The organism is Actinomycetota bacterium, assembly GCA_005888325.1.
GTDB lineage: Bacteria > Actinomycetota > Acidimicrobiia > Acidimicrobiales > AC-14 > AC-14.
Genome location: VAWU01000010.1, coordinates 2,192 through 19,078 on the forward strand (window position 1 = coordinate 2,192; position 16,887 = coordinate 19,078).

General features: G+C 68.5%; 12 protein-coding genes (1 of these 12 running past the window's edge). 6 read left to right on the forward strand and 6 right to left on the reverse strand.

Going from position 1 to position 16,887, the window contains the following annotated elements; translation table 11 throughout:
- From E6G06_01610 to E6G06_01625, 4 genes are all read left to right on the forward strand, one after another.
- On the forward strand, positions 1–31 hold the 3' portion of the coding sequence (locus E6G06_01610) for a hypothetical protein (protein ID TML93559.1). 680 nt of this gene lie to the left of the window's left edge; 31 of the gene's 711 nt are visible here — the last part of the coding sequence; its start codon lies off the left edge, out of view; its stop codon occupies positions 29–31.
- Positions 28–1,479: a hypothetical protein gene (locus E6G06_01615; GenBank protein TML93560.1), complete on the forward strand. Its 1,452-nt coding sequence runs from the start codon at positions 28–30 to the stop codon at positions 1,477–1,479. The genes E6G06_01610 and E6G06_01615 overlap by 4 nt, the downstream gene beginning before the upstream one ends.
- 63 nt (positions 1,480–1,542) lie before the next feature.
- Positions 1,543–2,955, forward strand: a complete 1,413-nt coding sequence (locus tag E6G06_01620; protein ID TML93561.1) for a hypothetical protein — start codon at positions 1,543–1,545, stop codon at positions 2,953–2,955.
- A 195-nt stretch (positions 2,956–3,150) separates the two neighbouring features.
- Complete coding sequence (locus tag E6G06_01625) at positions 3,151–3,648, forward strand: superoxide dismutase family protein (protein ID TML93562.1); 498 nt, start codon at positions 3,151–3,153, stop codon at positions 3,646–3,648.
- Positions 3,649–3,732: 84 nt separating this feature from the next.
- Here the strand turns inward: E6G06_01625 and E6G06_01630 are convergent, their stop codons facing one another.
- The 6 genes from E6G06_01630 to E6G06_01655 form a co-directional block, all read right to left on the reverse strand.
- Positions 3,733–5,001, reverse strand: coding sequence for a hypothetical protein (locus E6G06_01630; protein TML93563.1), 1,269 nt, complete (start codon positions 4,999–5,001; stop codon positions 3,733–3,735).
- Positions 5,002–5,074: 73 nt separating this feature from the next.
- Positions 5,075–6,616, reverse strand: a complete 1,542-nt coding sequence (locus tag E6G06_01635) for a hypothetical protein (GenBank protein ID TML93564.1) — start codon at positions 6,614–6,616, stop codon at positions 5,075–5,077.
- The gene (locus E6G06_01640; GenBank protein TML93565.1) at positions 6,607–7,080 is read right to left on the reverse strand and encodes a pilus assembly protein; all 474 of its coding nucleotides are present in this window, start codon (positions 7,078–7,080) and stop codon (positions 6,607–6,609) included. Before E6G06_01640 ends, E6G06_01635 begins: the two co-directional genes overlap by 10 nt.
- A 175-nt stretch (positions 7,081–7,255) precedes the next feature.
- Positions 7,256–7,450 carry a Flp family type IVb pilin gene (locus E6G06_01645; GenBank protein TML93566.1) on the reverse strand — a complete coding sequence of 65 codons (195 nt, stop codon included), beginning with the start codon at positions 7,448–7,450 and terminating at the stop codon, positions 7,256–7,258.
- Positions 7,451–7,609: 159 nt separating this feature from the next.
- Positions 7,610–9,562, reverse strand: coding sequence for a glycosyltransferase (locus tag E6G06_01650; protein ID TML93567.1), 1,953 nt, complete (start codon positions 9,560–9,562; stop codon positions 7,610–7,612).
- A 100-nt stretch (positions 9,563–9,662) separates the two neighbouring features.
- On the reverse strand, positions 9,663–12,020 hold the full coding sequence (locus E6G06_01655; protein TML93568.1) for an ABC transporter permease: 2,358 nt from the start codon (positions 12,018–12,020) through the stop codon (positions 9,663–9,665).
- Positions 12,021–12,221: 201 nt separating this feature from the next.
- Here E6G06_01655 and E6G06_01660 point away from each other — a divergent pair, with 201 nt between their 5' ends.
- Both E6G06_01660 and E6G06_01665 read left to right on the forward strand, forming a co-directional pair.
- Positions 12,222–13,007 carry an SARP family transcriptional regulator gene (locus tag E6G06_01660; protein ID TML93569.1) on the forward strand — a complete coding sequence of 262 codons (786 nt, stop codon included), beginning with the start codon at positions 12,222–12,224 and terminating at the stop codon, positions 13,005–13,007.
- Between the two features lie 173 nt (positions 13,008–13,180).
- Positions 13,181–16,849: a DUF11 domain-containing protein gene (locus E6G06_01665; GenBank protein TML93570.1), complete on the forward strand. Its 3,669-nt coding sequence runs from the start codon at positions 13,181–13,183 to the stop codon at positions 16,847–16,849.
- The last annotated feature ends 38 nt before the right edge of the window (positions 16,850–16,887 follow it).

Below are 16,887 nucleotides of genomic sequence, written 5' to 3' on the forward strand. Positions count from 1 at the left end.
TACGCGGATCCCGGCGCGCCGGCGGCGGTGACCCAGTTCCCCTCGCTGAACGTCTACAACCTCAACCTGGCCAATGTCGCGGCACCCGTGCCCAGTGGCGTCGCGCTCGCCCCAGGCAGCGATACCGGCTCGAGCAGCACCGACAACGTCACCGCCAACGCGACACCGACGTTGCTGGTGCGGTTGGACACGACGAACCTCGCCGGCGTCGCGTTCTCGGCTGGGACCAACCCGGCCACCGATCCCCCCGGCTACAAGGTCGCGGTCTATGGCAACGGGACCCTGCTTGGCTACGCGCTCCCTGTCGGCGGCGACATCTTCAGCGTGACCCCGGCGGTCGCGCTGTCGAATGGCCTCAACTTCATCACCGCGCGTGCGGTGATCATCGATCCGCGGTCGCCCACGCCTCACGCGGTGGGCCTCGGACCCGAGTCGGGGGCATTGGCGGTGCGAATCATCACCGGCTCGCCGGGCACGCTCGGGCCGCCCGACCTCTTGTCCTCCGCCGACACCGGTGGCGTGGATGACGACAATGTCACCACCCTGACGCGCCCGACTTTCGTGGGGACGGCTGCGCCAAACGCCATCGTCCGCCTCTACGCCAACGGCCTGCTCGTGGGGGAAGGAACGGCGTCATCGGGCACCGGCGCGTATCAGATCACCACCGGGTCTCTGGGCGACGGCGTCTACCAGATCACCGCGACCCAGGAAGACCTGGCAGGAAACGTCAGCTCGCCGTCGTCCGCGCTGAAGGTCACCATCGCCAACCAGTCCCTCACACTGCCTGGCGCGACGGCGGTGCAGAACGTCGGTCCGGTGACCGTCGACCTCGGGGCGGGGACGGTCAACGGCTACGCCGGGGTGCCGGGCGCCAGCGGCAAGATCGGCATCGTCGGCATTCCCTTTGTGAACCTCGACACGGGCAACGGACCGCTCGACATCCTGGGCACCCCCGGCGACGACCAAATCGCCTACCGACCGACGGGCGCGGCCGCGGGCAACCTGAACCGAGTCGGCGTGGGCCAGCTGATCGCGTTCACCGCAGTGAGCCAGCTGAGCCTCGACGCGCTCGCGGGCAGTGACCTCGCCACGATCGCGGGGACCAACAACCCGGAGACCATCACCGCGTTGGTGGACACGACGGCGGTGAGCCAGGTCGCGACGCTGCTCGCCCTGCGTTCAGTGACTGGCAGCCTCGAACGGCTGGGCATTCAGGCCCTGGCCGGCAATGACGTCATCGCCGTCACCACCAAGGACACGGTGAACGCCTGGGTGACCGCCGATGCCGGCGATCCGGGCGCCAACACGCCCAATGGGGATGTGTTGCGGATCATTGACGGCTCCGGTCGGGGCCAGCTGCAGAACGGTCCCGGAGGAGCCATCACCGGATCCGGTTCCTTCATCATGAACTACGCGAAGACGACGGGCCGGCAGACCCGGATCGACTACAGCGGCGTCGAGAAGATCGTGAAGCGGTAGCCACCGCCGCCGGGTCGCTTGACTCGAGCGCCGAACGGGGCCGCACACCATACGATCGATGCCATGGCCGGACGAATGCGTCCCCTCGTCCCGTTCCGACGCGGGAGCGCGCTGTGCATCGTCGCCTTGCTTGCCGCGTGCTCATCGGGCGGGTCCGGGGGGAACCGCACGCCGCGGCTTCGAGCGTCCTCGCCGTCCTCGTCGCGACCGAGCTCCGCCGGCGGGCAGAGCTCGACAGATGAGTGGCCCACCTTCCACCACGACGCGGCCCGCACCGGCGTCGGCGGCGACGGGTCGCTCGGGCAGCCCCGCCAGTCATGGCGTTCCACGCCACTGGACGCGACGATCTACGCCTCTCCGCTGATCGTGGGGGACCGGGTGTACCTGGCCACTGAAGCCAACTCCGTCTACGCCCTGGACGCCGCGAACGGAACGGTCACGTGGCGCGCCGCGCTGGGTGAGCCCGTCGCCGGTGCCGACCTGCCCTGCGGCAACATCGATCCGTCGGGCATCACCGGAACGCCGGTGATCGACGTCGCCGCTCAGACGCTGTTCGCGGTGGCCTTCCTGCGCGGCGATCATCATCACGAGCTCTTCGCGCTCGACCTCACCAACGGACATGTGAGGTTCCACCGGCCGATCGACCCACCCGGCCTCGATCCGCGCGTTGAGCAACAACGCGGCGCGCTGACGATCTCCGGTGGGCGGGTGTACGTCGCCTTCGGCGGACTCTTCGGCGACTGTGGGCCCTACAAGGGCGCGGTCGTGGCGTCTGCGCTCGACGGGAGCGGCGATCTGCTCAGCTACGAGGTCCCCACCGCTCGCGAGGCCGGGATCTGGGCGCCACCCGGGCCGACCGTGGATGGAAACGGCGCACTCTACGTCGCCACCGGGAACAGCCAATCGACCTCGGCGTTCGACTACGGCAACGCGGTCATCCGGCTGACCCCCGACCTGGTGGTCGCCGACTACTTCGCCGACAGAGACTGGGTTCAGCTCAATCGAGGCGACGTCGACATCGGCTCGCTCGGACCGGCCCTCTTGAGTGGCGGACGGATCTTCGTGGCGGGGAAGGCGGGGACCGGTTACCTGCTCGCCGCCGATCACCTGGGTCAGGTCGGCGGTGAGCAGTTCTCGGCACGCGTCTGTCGGGGCGCCTACGGCGGCGCCGCTTGGTCCGACCCCTACGTGTATGTCCCGTGCCAGGACGGGCTGGTGGCCTTGCGGGTAGAAGCAAACCGCTTCGTCGTCGCGTGGCGCGCGGTGGGCAAGAGCGTCGGGTCCCCCATCGTCGCGGGCGGCGCGGTGTGGTCGGTCGACATAGGCGGCACGATGCACGCCCTCGACGCGACGTCGGGGGCCGAGCGTTTCCGCGCGGAGGTCGGCGACGTCACGCGCTTCGCGACTCCCGCGGCCAAGGGGACTCACGTTGTCGTTGCCGCAGGCGCTTCCGCGGTGGCCTTCACGCTTCACTGAGTCAAGCGCGCTCGTCGGGAGGAGCGCTGACACCACACCGCCTCGGCTCCGGGATGTCATGAACACCCCCGGTCATGGGGTGGACACGACCTCGAACATGCCGGTACACACGGTGTTCGCGCCCCCGCCGTCCTCTTACCGTGGTCCACGAGACCCGGGGAACGTCGTCGGGCACCCACATGGAGGGGAAGCAGCATGAAGCGAAAGCTGAAGTATTCGACCCTGGCCGTCTCGGCTTTGACCGCGGGAGGCCTGCTGATGGCGCTCGGCCCCGCGGCCTCGTCGGCTGAGGGCGTCGTCGCCCGGGGCGACTTCCACGCCTTTGCCGCCGGTGCCGGACAGGACATCGGTGGCCGCGCCCAGCTCGTGCGCCGTCCCAGCGGGGGCACCTTCGTGACCATCCATGTCGACGGCCTCACGCCCGGCGGCCATTACGCCTCGCACGTCCACAAGCAGCGTTGCGAGAACGGTGACGCCGACGGCCACTTCCAGCAGGATGGTCCGGTCGCCGGGGCGACGCCGCCGAACGAGATCTGGCCGGGTGACGGGCCGTGGTTTGCGAACGGGGCGGGCATCGCCAATGTCGACACCACGGCCGACTACGTGGCCAACCCGGACACCCTGTCCGTCGTGGTCCACGACCTGTCGCTGCCGTCGACCGCCAACAAGGTTGCCTGCGCCAATCTCGACTGATCGCCCTGCCGCACAGGCTCAGTCGTTCTATCCGGGGTATCACCGGCGCGCCGCGGGGCGCGCCGGACCCGCGGGTGTCCGCGCTCAGAGGGCCTGGTAATTGTGGAGGTAGAAGTCCGTCTGGTCATCCCCGGCCAGCACCGTGACGCCCGTCCGGTGGCCCAGTCGCTGCTTCGTGCCCGACGCATCGGAGATGTGGAAGTCGGTGGCGCTCTTGATGAACGGCGCTCCCTTCCCGGGCGGGAAGGCGATGGCGTCCAGGCTGGTGCGCTTGAAGAGGATCGAACCACCGGTGCAGCACCTCGAGGTGGCGAACATGTAGACCTGTCGATTGTCGGCGTCGAGCTGGACGATCGGACGGGTGTGGCCATCGCCCACGGTCCCGAACGTGTAGGGCTTCCACGTGCCGGCGCGTAGTACCAGGAGCTCGTTCAGCGGGTCGGTGCTCACGGTCTTCGACGTCTTGACGGCCGCCAGCAGCGACCCGGCCGGATCACCCGGCGGCAAGGCCTGCAGGTGGATGTGGTCGTCGGCGACGCGGATGCCCGACGCCGCGGTGGTGAGGGTCCACGACTGATCGCTGGCGCCGTCGACGTGGACGGCGAAGTAGAAGTGCATCGGCTGGGTGTTGGGATCGGCGACGGCCTGGTTGCTCCACATGATGCCGGTCTTGGTGCCGCCGTAGTGCACGACCGCCGAGACGTCGCCGTCGGGCTCCGGCTTCACGGTGGCCGCCGTCCCTACCGGCAGCTGGTAGGGCTTGACCCACAGCGCATCGGAGCCGTTCGTGTGGGTGACCTTCACCTTGCCGTTCGTCACGAAGGTGGCCCACACCACCCCCTTGCTGTCCCGGTCGATGACCACACCTTCGGTCTGGCCCTGGCCGATGGTGGTGGGGAAGCCGGGGTCGACGTGATAGGTCTTGGCCACGCGGTCGTAGCTGTAGCGCCAGAACTTGATCGTGCGGTCGAGCGTGGCGTTCGGGCTCGGGCTGGAGGAGGCGACATAGAGCTGCGACCCGTGCGACAGCGCGTCGGGGCGAACGTTGCTGCGGGGGTCGACCAACACACCGGTGCTCACCCAGCTCTGGGTGGTCGCATCGAGGCGGTGAATGTAGAAGTTGCCGCCGCTGGGCGTGGGACGAAACAGCACCCCCCACCAACGCGAGTCGTGGAACCACAGCTTGCTCTGCCCTTTGTCAGCCGTCGGTGCGGTCGTGCCGGCGTACGAGAAGTCGCGGTATCCCACCGTGGTAGGTGTCGCGCCCGCAGGAAACGCGAGGGCCAGGACGCCGCAGGCCGCCATCCCCCCGGCCACGATGATGCCGCGCACCCGCTTCGACGATCGGTTCATCCTGTAGCCCCTCCCTGCCGCGCCCGATGGCCGAGGGCATACCCCACCGCCCCCAAGTCGACGCACGCGCGCCTCAGCGGGAAAGGTTCAGCGTGAAGATGATGCCACTGGGGTCGTTGGGGTTCGCCGTGCTGAGCGCCTGGCACTGATCCCGGGCCAGCATCCGACACCCCAGCACCAGACCGCTCACCGAGTCCAGGCGCCCGTTGTTGTTGTTGTTCTGGGACATGGTGGTGGACAGGCCGGGCTCGTGGATGCAGGTCGTGCCGTTGCCGCTGTTCGGCGGGATGGCGTTGGGAACCGAGTTGGTGCAAGTGCCGTTGGAGGGCACGCCCGAGTAGATGGCCTCCACGAAGACGGGCACGAAGCCGACGACGTGGAAGAAGGTTCCGGCGGCGTTCTGCGTCTCGGCGAACTTCGGGACCGAGGCGAAGCGCGGACTGCGGCCCAGGTCCGTCACGAAGAGCTGGTCGTAGGTCGCATTCGGCGCGGCCCAGTCGACGAGGCACTGCTTCATCGTGGCTTTGTAGAGCGGCGCCGACGCGGGAGAGAAGCTCGTGGGTTGGGCGCGGGCAGTCACGCAGCTGGCGGGCAGGTTGGCATTCGACGTGATGAACGCCCACAGCGGCGAGTTGTCGATGTTGCGGCCGAAGATGCTCACGTTGGCACTCACATACGGGCCCCTGGTGAGGCGCCCGGTGAACGCATCGGTGTTGGAGGGCCAGGCGCCGCCGGCGAGGAACCCGAAGGTGACGTCGTTCGAGCTGAACCCCTGGCTCCGGTCGACCGTGTTGGGCAGCGCGGGCAGGGCGGCTTGGGGACAGCCCGAGCCGTTGCGCCGCTCGGGGTCGCCGACGGTGTAGGAAGCGTAGAAGCCGATTCGATGATCGAGGCCGTCGGCCACGGCTCGGGCCAGGGGCTGGGTCTGATCGCCCGACGTGCAGATGCTGGCCGGGTTGCCGTTGACCGCGGTGTAGAAATACGGGTTGAACGCACCGAACTGCCCGTTCGTGGAACCGCCGCAGTCACTCGAGGAGCTCGCGTTCGTGCCACCCTTGAGACAGGTCTCGTTGCCGGCGGTTGCCCCGCTGAACACGGAGAATGGCAACGTGCCGGCTGCACCCGCGCCCGCGGCGCCCGCCTCAGCCAAGGCGGTGGCGGACAACGAGTTGATGCCGATCACCGACGCGAAGGCGGTGCGTACCTGTTGGGTCGGCACGACGACGCGCATCTTGGTGAAGCCCTGATCGAAGCTGATGCACTGACTCGCATTGGCCACGCCGAGCGCGGGGTCGTCCGAGGTCCAGTACAGGTGGCCGCTGTCGGTGCAGTTCGTCCAGGCTGCCGCGGGCACGGCGCGCCCGAGGTCGCGGTCGACGAAGTCGCGTGCCTCGGCCACCGCAGCGCTGACGGGGTTCGCCGGGGTGGTGAAGAGCTTGAGGGCGCCACCGAGCACGCCGCTGTCGGCGCTGGCTTGATCTTGGTTCCGCTCGTTGTAGGTCTGACCCAGGTCCACCGCGAAGCTCGCCATGATGAGCAGCACGACGACCGTGAGGGCGAAGAGGATGATCGTGACGCCGCTCTCGTCGCGGCGAGTCCGGGTGACTAGGCGCATGGGTCGGCTCCGGTGTCAGTGCTCCACGTCACGTCCTGCTCCACGCGCATCTCGACCGTGGCCCGCAGGGTGCCGCTCAAGAACCGGCTCGAGACGCCACTGAGGGACTGCAAGGGCACGCACACCTCCACCCGTGCCAGGTCGCCCGAGTCCGCCCGGCCGTCGCCGTTGGAGTCGGTGCGGCTCAGATAGATGTGGCTGTCGGCAGGGGCAAGGTCGACCCCGCTGCTCCGGCTCACGATGAGGGCCTTGAGCTGCGCGTTGGTCAGGGCGGCGGCACCGTTGTTGACCACTGCCGCCCGTACGCCTTCGCGGGCCGCGTGCTTGAGCGAAAGCTGTTGGGAGAAGGCCCAGCCGAAGTCGATGATGCCGAAGATGAACAGCACCAGCACGGGCAGGATCAAGGCGAACTCGACCAGACTCGTGCCGCGCTCGTCCCGCGCTCGTGGGCGACGCTCCACAATTTCCCCCCTCCAGGTCCGTGGACCTGCGTTGCTAGCGACTACAAATCGTAATCAGGCAGCCACACTCCGTGTGCTAACTGCGAGTGTGCCGCAAATGGCCTACCTCGGCAAGGGGGTACCGGGCGCAGGCACGGGGGTGCTCGAAGCACCCCGTGCCCACTGCGAGCCTGCTCAGCTATGAGCCGCCGATCGAGCCGCCCACGACGCTGAACTTGGTGGAGGCGCTGTTGCCGAGCAGCGTGATGGCGGCGATGCACACCACGGCGATCAAGGCGACGAGGAGCGCGTACTCGACCAGGCTGGCGCCCTTCTCGTCGACGGCGATGTTGGACTTCGCCTGCAGATAGTGCCAAACGGTAACCAGATCCATTTTCCCTTGTCTCTTCTGTTTCGACGGCACCCCGTTGGTTCCTGTCGTGCAGTCATTGTCGAGGTTGGCAACCCACAATTCGATGGGGTATTTGACTCATTCCTCTACAGCCTGCGGTTGGTCAGCTACCGCTTGGCATCGACGGACTGCGGAGTCCGGTCAGGCAGCAGTGGAGGGCATCGAGCGGTTGGCGGCGGGGAGATCGCCGTCCGACTCCATCGGTACCGGGACGAGGATCGGGTCGGCGTTCGTCTGGAAGAGCGCGAGCGCCAACCGCGACCGAACATCGTCCTGGCCTTCGGCGAACTCCAGCCCGATTGCCTCGTTTCCTTTCCCGGCGGGCCGCCGCGAGTGCACGACGGCGCCGAGGGCGATGTGGTCGCCACCGATCTGCACGCGCAGCTCGCTGGTGGTCAGTCCGATCTCGATCGTGCCTTCGGGGACGACGACGCGTGCGCCGGTCAAGGAGATGTCATCGACGATGACAGGGCGCCGCTCGAGCTCAGCGTCGATGTGGACGTCGAAACGGACGGCAGCCCGCCGATCACCCGCGAACCGCTCATCACGCACCCGCGCCGCCGCGGCGGCGACGAACGCGCAGTTCACAACCAGCCAGAGGGCGGCGCCGTAGGCGGCCCACGTGACCCCGTAGTGCAGCGGAGTAAGCCCGGCGGCCGATGCCATGAACCACCCGGCAGCGGCCAGGCTCAACGCGAGGACCACCTCCAGAAGGACAGGCACCCGACCTCGTCGCCGATCGTCACCCACGCGACCCTTGGGCGTGACGCTGAAGCTCGTGCGCGTACGGGTGATCAATGTCAGCGTCGCGCGCACGTTGGACTGCATGCGCACGAGCTCGAACACGGTGGACAGCAAAGCGGGCGCGCGTCCGCGAGCAAGGCGCTGCAGCGCGAGTCGTTGAAGGAGGAACGTCGCGCCGAAGGCGAGCAGAAATGTGTCAGGGGCAGCTCGAATCGGCACCGCGCCGGTGAACAGCACGAGCGGAGGGATGAGCAGGTAACCGAGCGAGCGCCACGATTCGAACCAGCCGAGGACGGTGCTCGCGTACGACACCCGCTGTCGAAGAGTGAGGCCGGACACCAACAGCGGGTTTTCGACCCGGAGGACCTGCATCGCGCCCGTACCCCACCGCACGCGTTGCGCGGCATATTGATCGGAGTCGGCCGCGGCGAGGCCCCGGGCGAGAACCTCGTTGTGATACACGCTTCGCCAGCCGCGCCGGTGCAGCCGGATGGTGGTGTGGATGTCCTCCGTCACCGTCTCGACCGCCACGCCGCCGACTTCTCGGAGAGCGTCAACCCGTACGACTGCGCCGGTCCCACACCAGAACGCTCCACCCCAGCGGTTCTTTCCCGGCTGGATGACGCGGTAGAAGAGCTCCTGCTCGTTGAAGAGCTGAAGCTCCCGGTTGCGCTTGAACCAGGACTGGTGCCGCTCGTGCTCGAAGGACTCGACGTTGTAGAAGTCCTGCGGCGTCTGGACGACCGCCATGCGAGGGTCGGCGAAATATCCGAGGGTGCGGACGAGGAAGCCCGGCATCGCCACGTGGTCGGCGTCGAGCACCGCGATGAAATCAGCCGCGACGACCTCGAGCGCGTGGTTGATGTTGCCTGCCTTGGCGTGCTCGTGAGTCGGTCGCGCGAGGTAGTGCGCTCCGAGCTTTCGGGCCAGCGCCTCGGTCTCGGGCCGGTTCCCGTCGTCGAGCACCCAGGTCTCGTGCGTCGGCTCGAGGGCGACGGCCGCGGCGACCGTCGGCAGCAGGACCTCCACCGGCTCGTTGTAGGTGGGGATCAGCACGGCGACCCGTCCGGGAGCGATCCGCGCGGGCGCCGCTTCCGGCGCCGACGTCGTGTCCCAGGCGGCATACGCGAAGAGTGCCAGGCTCACGGCGGCGTGGAGCTCGAGCACCACGAGCGGTACGGCGACCCACCACACCGACCAGTTCACGGTCTCGGTGATGCGCCAGGCGAGGTAGACGAACGTAGCGGCGAGCGCGATCACGGCGACGACGCGGGTGGTGTTGCGCGTCGCCGGTCGCTCAGGCGGCGGAAGCTCGCCACCCGGGAATTTCGGGGTGGACGACTCAGCCATACCGAAAGAGCATCGACGCTGGAAACGGCTACTTGAGCCTTCGGCCGGGCTCGACGAGCTCGGGATCTCCCTCCGGGAGGGAGAGTCCGATCCCGATGCCCTATTCCGTGCGAAGGACCGGAGCGGGGTGCATACGGCCCGCGATCGCGGCCGGCACGGCGGCGATCAGGTTGGCGACGAGGATGGCCGCCGGCACGGTCACGATGAGCGCCAGGGGCGGGGTGACCGGTTCGGACACCGCTCCGAGGTGGTTTGCGAACCCGCTCCAGGCCAGCCGCCCGGCCGCGACACCCAGCGGCAGGCCCACGGCCACCGCGAACACCGCGAACGTCGTCGCCTGCCAGGCCACCGCTCCGCGCACCTGCGCCGCGGAGAACCCGAGCGTCTTGAGGACGGCTAGGTCGCGGCGACGGCGGCGAATCGAGGTGATCAGGGTCTGGGCCACGGTGGCGGCGCCCAGGAGGCCGACGATGGCGCCGAAGATCAACGGCAGGTTCTGGACTCGCCCGAAGTTGACGAGGTCGGCCGGGCGCCGCGGCGTGGTGAGCTGGTAGTCGCTTCCCAGGTGCTTGGCGAGATCGGCGAGCGTGCGGGCACGGTCCACGCCGGGGGCGAGACGGAGCTCGACGTCGCTGATCGGCGGTGGATGGACGCCGGGTGGCACGAGCCGGCTCTCAGCGGCGTAGTCGAGCACCGCGCCGCTCCCCAGACGGGCGGTGTCGGACTGAGGCCGGACGACCGCCCGACCCACGACACGGAACGTCGCAGGCTTGGGGGCGATGGCGGTGATCCGGATCCTGACCCTCGCGCCCACGTGGGCGTGGACCTGTCGAAGGGTCTCGGTGCCGAGGGCGACCTCATTGGGCCCTCGGGGCGCGCGGCCCTCGAGCACGACCGGATGGATGGAACCCTTGGCCTGGCGCAGGAACAGCCCGTCGAACTCGGTGCGACCGATCGCCAGGGGCGGCGTGTCCACCGCTGCCAGGTCTCCGACGCGAGCGTCGCCGCCGATGGACCGGACGATCGCGTCGGCGTCACCGGTATCGGTGTTGGTGGTGACGTGGGCGTCCCAGTTCCACCCGTAGAGGCGCGGCGTCCCGAGCAGATGGTCGAGGCTGGCGCCGAAGCTCAGCGTCCCCACGAGCGCCGCGACCGCGACGATGACCGCGAGGAGCGAGCTGCGCACGGGCACGGCCGTCCGGCCTCGCCCTGGTTCGAGGGCCATGCGCACGCCTGCGCTCAGCGTCGGCGGCAGTCCCGCGGCGGCGCTCGTTCGTGCGACCACCGACGGCCGGCCTTCGTCCCCGGGTGCGAGACCCGGCCGGGCGGCGGCGGTCGCGCGCCAGACCGGCCAGGCAGACACGGCCACGACCAGGGTCACCGTGGCCGCTGCGCCGAGGATCAGGACCCACGCATCCACCGTCACGCCCGGGTCAAGCTCGGCCACCCGGGCCGTCCCGATGGGGGTGAGGGGGGAGGCGAACACCGCAAGGGCCGCCCCGGCCCCGGCCGCGACGAGGCCGATCGCGCCCGCCCGGACCATGCCCAACGCCCACAGCTGGCCGCGGGTCATCCCCAGGGCGCGGAGCGTGGAGTGCTCGGCAGCTTCGACGAATGCCTGGCGGGCGAGGAGCTGACTCACGACTCCCAGGGTGACCAGCCCTAGCAGGCCACCGAGAAGCCACAGCGCCACGGCTTGGAGGTGGATAGAACGCTGGACGTTCGCCGCCTGTTGGGACCGGATCGAGTTGAGCTCGGGCTGTCCTCCGACGAGTCGGTGGAGCCCGGTCACGAACGCCGGGATGTCCGCCGCCCCCCGCCGGAGACGCACCACCGTCTCCTTGAGGGTGAGGACCTTGCCGCGGAGAGCCGAGAACGTGGCCGGGCCCACGTGAGCAACGTCGGTGCCGACGCCGGCCTCGAATTGGGGCGGGAACTCACCGGGGGAGGCCTCGATCCCGACGACCCGCAGGCTGGCTCGGATGCGGGCGTCCGGGCTGTCGGGGGACGGCGCGAAGCGGACCGGGATGCGACTTCCCAAGTGGACGCGGCGGCGCTCGGCGAAGGTGAAACCCACCGCGACCTCATAGAGGGCGCGGGGGAGCCGGCCGCTCAGCAGCTTGAGCCGGTCGATGCGGGTCCCGACGGGCGCCTCGCCGAAGACGACGAGGACCGGCTCGGACACGAGGAGGTGCATTCGTCCCGCCGTCGCCACCTGCGGGAGTCGCCTTACCTGTTCGAAGGGTGGGGCGACGATGCCGGGCCCGAACTCGGGGAAGATCACGATGTCCGCGCCTCGCTGCGCGCGGTCGAAGCGGCCGTAGGCACTGTCCGTTCGCCGCGCGCCCACCGAGGCGGTCATCACCGCGCCCGCGCCGAGCGCAGCCACCAGAGCCAGGCCGAGCCAGGCGCGCCGCGTCCGCAGTTCGCTCCGGGCCCGCACGAGGATCGCACTCATCGCGACCGGCACCTATGGATGTGGCCCAAAGAAGTTCGTTGCGCGCTTTTGGGTCATCAGACCTATGGACGGAGAACTCCGGGCACAGCTACAACTCCCACGGCTCGGGGGGGCACCAGTGTAAGGAAGAGAGATGCTGGTCGAGAAGGTCCGGTGTCGGTACGTTGACGCCGACCGCTGCCGAGCCACCCGCGCCAGTCGATGACCGCCACGGTGCGGGCATTGTCTCCCGAGCGGGGCCGGACGGCTAGTGCGCCCACCGCCGATATATGGCTGCTGCTGTTGAACGGGTTCGAGCTTCGTCACGATGGGCGTCTCGTGCAGCTGCCGCTGACGTGCCAACGGCTCGTCGCGTTTCTCGGCATCCATGACCGGTGGATGCGCAGAGCCCAGGTGGCCGGGACGCTGTGGCCCGATGCGACTGATCAGCGGGCGGGGGGCTGCCTGCGATCAGTCCTGTGGCGCCTCCACCAACTGGGCATCCGCAGGTTGTTGGACGTGTCGCCCACGCATATCCGCTTGGCTGAAAACGTCTCGGTTGACCATCGGCACGCCATCGCTCGTATTGCCCGACTGGTTCGCGGAGCCGGCGCGTGCTCGCCAGAGGATCTGGACCCGTCAGGCCTCGCCGCTGATCTGCTTCCCGGTTGGTACGAGGATTGGGTGGTCGTCGAAGCAGAGCGGTTTCGCCAGCTGCGACTACAGGCTCTGGAGTCACTCTGTGCTCAGCTCGCGGCAAGGGGAAGGTTCGCCGAGGCCATCGAGGCCGGGCTGTCGGCCGTGGCGGCCGAGCCCTTGCGGGAGAGCGCCCACGGGCGCCTGGTACGGGTTCATCTCCTCCAAGGCAACGTCGTAGAGGCGCTGCGCCAGTACCGCACGTGCCGCAAGCTCCTGCGCGACGAGCTCGGGCTTCGTCCCTCTCCCGCGATGACACACCTCGTTGCGGGATTCGGCCTCGATGATGATGAGGTGCGGTCCCGATCCTGAGGCCTCGGTGACGGAGCCGTGACGGTGCGGTGACGGCCGCATCTCCATAGTCCCCCTCGACGAGGTAGGGCGGCGCACGCCGGCGGCCACCAGGGGGGAGTAGGAGAGTGCATCTGTTCGATCGGGAGAGATGGCAACCGCGGCACTACGCGCGCGACCAAGGGGTGCGGCGCGTGATTCGACGCACGTTTGGCGCGCTCCTCGGCGCGCTTCTCGTGCTGCAGGTCGGCGCGGCTGTGTTCAACCCGCCGGCGGAGAGAACGTCGCAGACCTCGACGACGACCCGCAGCAAGAACGGCCCGTACGTGAGCTCTCCTTTCGCTGGTGCGCGCACCATCAAGCCGCTGCGCGACTTCGGCGGGCGTCCGGGGGGCTCGGCGGCACCCGGCGAGGGCCTCGGCGTGAGCACGACGGCGCAGACTGCGTCGACCCCGCAACCGGATCCGGTCGCGCAGAGCAACGCGGGTGCCGGCGGCGAGGCGGCGCAGGAGCTGACGCCGCCGCTCGTTTCCTTCGCGGGTCAGAACACCGGCGCGAACCCACCCGATCCCAACGGTGACGTCGGTCCCAACGACTACGTCCAGATGGTCAACACCAACATCCAGGTGTGGGACAAGCAGGGCAACACCCGGCTGGCGTCGACCGCGATCAACCAGATCTGGATCAACGCCACCCAGCCGGGCACCGGGTTCGACCAGTGCCGCAATCAGAACGCGGGTGATCCGATCGTCCTCTACGACCAGCAGGTCGACCGGTGGATGATCAGCCAGTTCACCAACCCGAACTCGGCGACCGGGCCGGGGGGCACCTTCCCGATGTGCACGGCCTATTCGCAGACCGGTGATCCCACCGGCAACTGGTTCGTGTACCAGTTCAATCTGCCCCGGTCGCAGGACTACATGAAGTACGGCATCTGGCCCGACGGGCTCTACATGTCCACCTTCGAGGGCGGAAACGTCGGCGCCTACGTGTTCGACCGGGCGCAGATGCTCAGCGGTTCGCCTGCCACGTTCCAGTCCTTCAGCATCGGCGCGGGCAACGGCGTGAACGGGCGCCGCAACCGCATCCTGCCGTCGGACTGGGACGGTGCCAACCCGCCACCGGCCGGCGCGCCGAACTACTTCACGATGATGCTCGACGGAGCGTTCGACGGCGGCAACGACCGGTTGGAGATCCGAGAGTTCCACACCGACTGGGTCAACCCGGCCAACTCGACCTTCAACCTGGTGACGACGCTGAACACCGCCGCGTTCGACTCAGACCTCGGCTGCACGACGTGGCCCACCGACGGCGTCGCGCGTCAGTGCATCCCGCAGCCGCCCGTTGGCGGCAACCCGAGCCAACGGCTGGACGCGCTCGCCAACCGGCTGATGGCCCGGCTCCAGTATCGGAACTTCGGTGATCACCAGTCGATCGTGGTCAACCACACGGTCGATGCGGATGGCAACAATCGGGCAGGTGTTCGTTTCTACGAGCTGCGCAACACGGGCACGGGCTGGTCGATCTTCCAGCAGGGCACCTACGCCCCAACTGATGGTGTACACCGCTGGATGGGCGCGACCGCCATGGACGGCAAGGGCAACATCGCCATCGGCTACTCGGTGTCCGACGGCACGTCGGTCTTCCCCGGCCTGCGCTACACGGCACGTCACTCCACCGACGCCCTGGGCTCCATGCCGCAGGGTGAGCAGACGCTCATCGCCGGTACGCAAGCAGAGAACACCGCTCGCTGGGGCGACTACGCGGGCTTGACGGTCGACCCGGTTGACGACTGCACGTTCTGGTTCACGGGCGAACGAGACAACAGTCAGACGACAATCGGTTCGTTCCGGTTGCCCTCGTGCAGTGCCACCGACCTGCGCATCACCAAGTCGGATGCGCCGGATCCGGTCTACGCCGGCCAAGACCTCACCTACACGCTCAACGTCACCAACGGCGGACCGAACACCGCGTACGCGGTGACCGCCACCGACGTGCTACCTGCGGGCGTGACGCTGCTGAATACCACGCCTGCATGCACGAACGTCGCGGGGACCCTGACGTGTCCGCTCGGCGACATGCTGCCGGGTGCGACGGCGACGATCGCGATCCAGGTGAAGGTTCCCTCCGGGTACCTCGGCAACGCCCCATCGGCCACGATCTCCAACACGGCCACCGTGGCAGCCGGCAACCAGTCCGACACCAGCCCCGGCAACAACAGCGCGACGGCAACCACCACGGTGCAGTCATCCGCCGACCTCGCGGTGACCAAGGTGTGCCAGCCGAACGGCCCGGCTCAGGCGGGGACGTCGGGGTATTGCGACATCCACGTCGACAACCTCGGTCCGTCCGACGCCATCAACGCCACTCTCACCGACGTGCTGACATCAGCCACGCCGTTCTCGGTGACGAGCGTGACGGTGACGCCGTCCGGCACGTGTGCCCCGACGACCTCCGGGCCGACCACGACGTTCAGCACGACGTGCAACCTCGGAACGGAGCCGGCCGGCAGTCGGTCGACCATCCGCATCACGGTGACCGCCGCGGATGTGGCTCAGGTCAACGACGTCTCGACGGTCTCGAGCAGCACGCCTGATCCGCAGAACCCGAACAACCGGGCAACTGGCACCATCTCCTTCACCGGTGCGGCCGATCTCGCGATCGACAAGACGGGGCCGTCTTCGGTGACCGCCGGCACGCAGATGCAATACAGCATCGCGGTCCAGAACAACGGTCCGTCGACGGCCAGGAGCGTGGTCGTGACCGATACCATCCCGCAAGGCACCAGCTTCGTGTCGGTGAGCACGTCGCAGGGCAGCTGCACATTCGGCCAGCCCGGCGCGCGCGACCTGCGGTGCAACCTGGGTGACATGACGAGCGCGGCCACGGCCACGATCACGGTTGTCATCTTCGTCGCGCCCGATGTGCCGCCCGGCACGATCCTCGTCAACGACTCAGCGGTTTCGAGCTCGACCGACGATCCCAACAACGCGAACAACCGGGACAGCGTGTCGACCACCGTGAACGGATCAGCCGACCTGAGCGTCACCAAGACCGACTCGCCCGACCCCGTGACGGCTGGAAACCTGCTCACCTACACCATCGTCGCCCGGAACGGCGGCCCGTCGACTGCCGTCGGTGTGGTCGCAAGCGACGTGCTGCCGGCAGGCACAACCTACGTGAGTGGCGTGAACGGCAACGGCCAGACCATTTGCACGCTCGTGCAGACAGGTGTCGTCCAGTGTGCGCTCGGCACGCTGCAACCGAGCGGAACGGCCACGGTGTACCTGACCGTCAGGGTCTCGCCGTCGGTGCCCGATGGCACGGTGCTCCGCAACGCCGTCACGGTCAGCAGCGACACCCCGGACCCGAACGCGGCCAACAACACGGCTACGGCTGACACGACCGTGCGGGCGGAGGCCGAGCTGTGGATCGACAAGCAAGCGGTGCCACGCTCGGGCAACCCCTCCCCGGTCATCGTCTACAGCCTCGTCGTGCACAACGACGCCGGCTGCGAGACCGATGCCCAGTCCAGCCCGAGCCCGAACTGTGGGAGCGGCGGCCCGTCCGATGCGAAGAACGTGACCGTCACCGACACGCTGCCTCTCGACGCCAAGAAGCTCACGGTGCAGTATTTGTCGCCGCAGTGCACCTACGCGAAGGCGACGAACACGGTCACGTGCACATCGGAGAACGTGCCCGCGGGAGCATCGGTGACCTTCGTGATCGAGGTTCAGGCACAGGGCAGCGTCGGCACCATCAGCAACACCGCTACGGTGAACAGCGCGACTCCGGATCCGGTGGCCGGAAACAACACCAACGCAGCGACGCTTGTGATGAAGGGCGGCACCGGCAAGAAGTGAGTGGTGCCGTGAGGTCGGCCCGCGCGGGCCGACCTCAC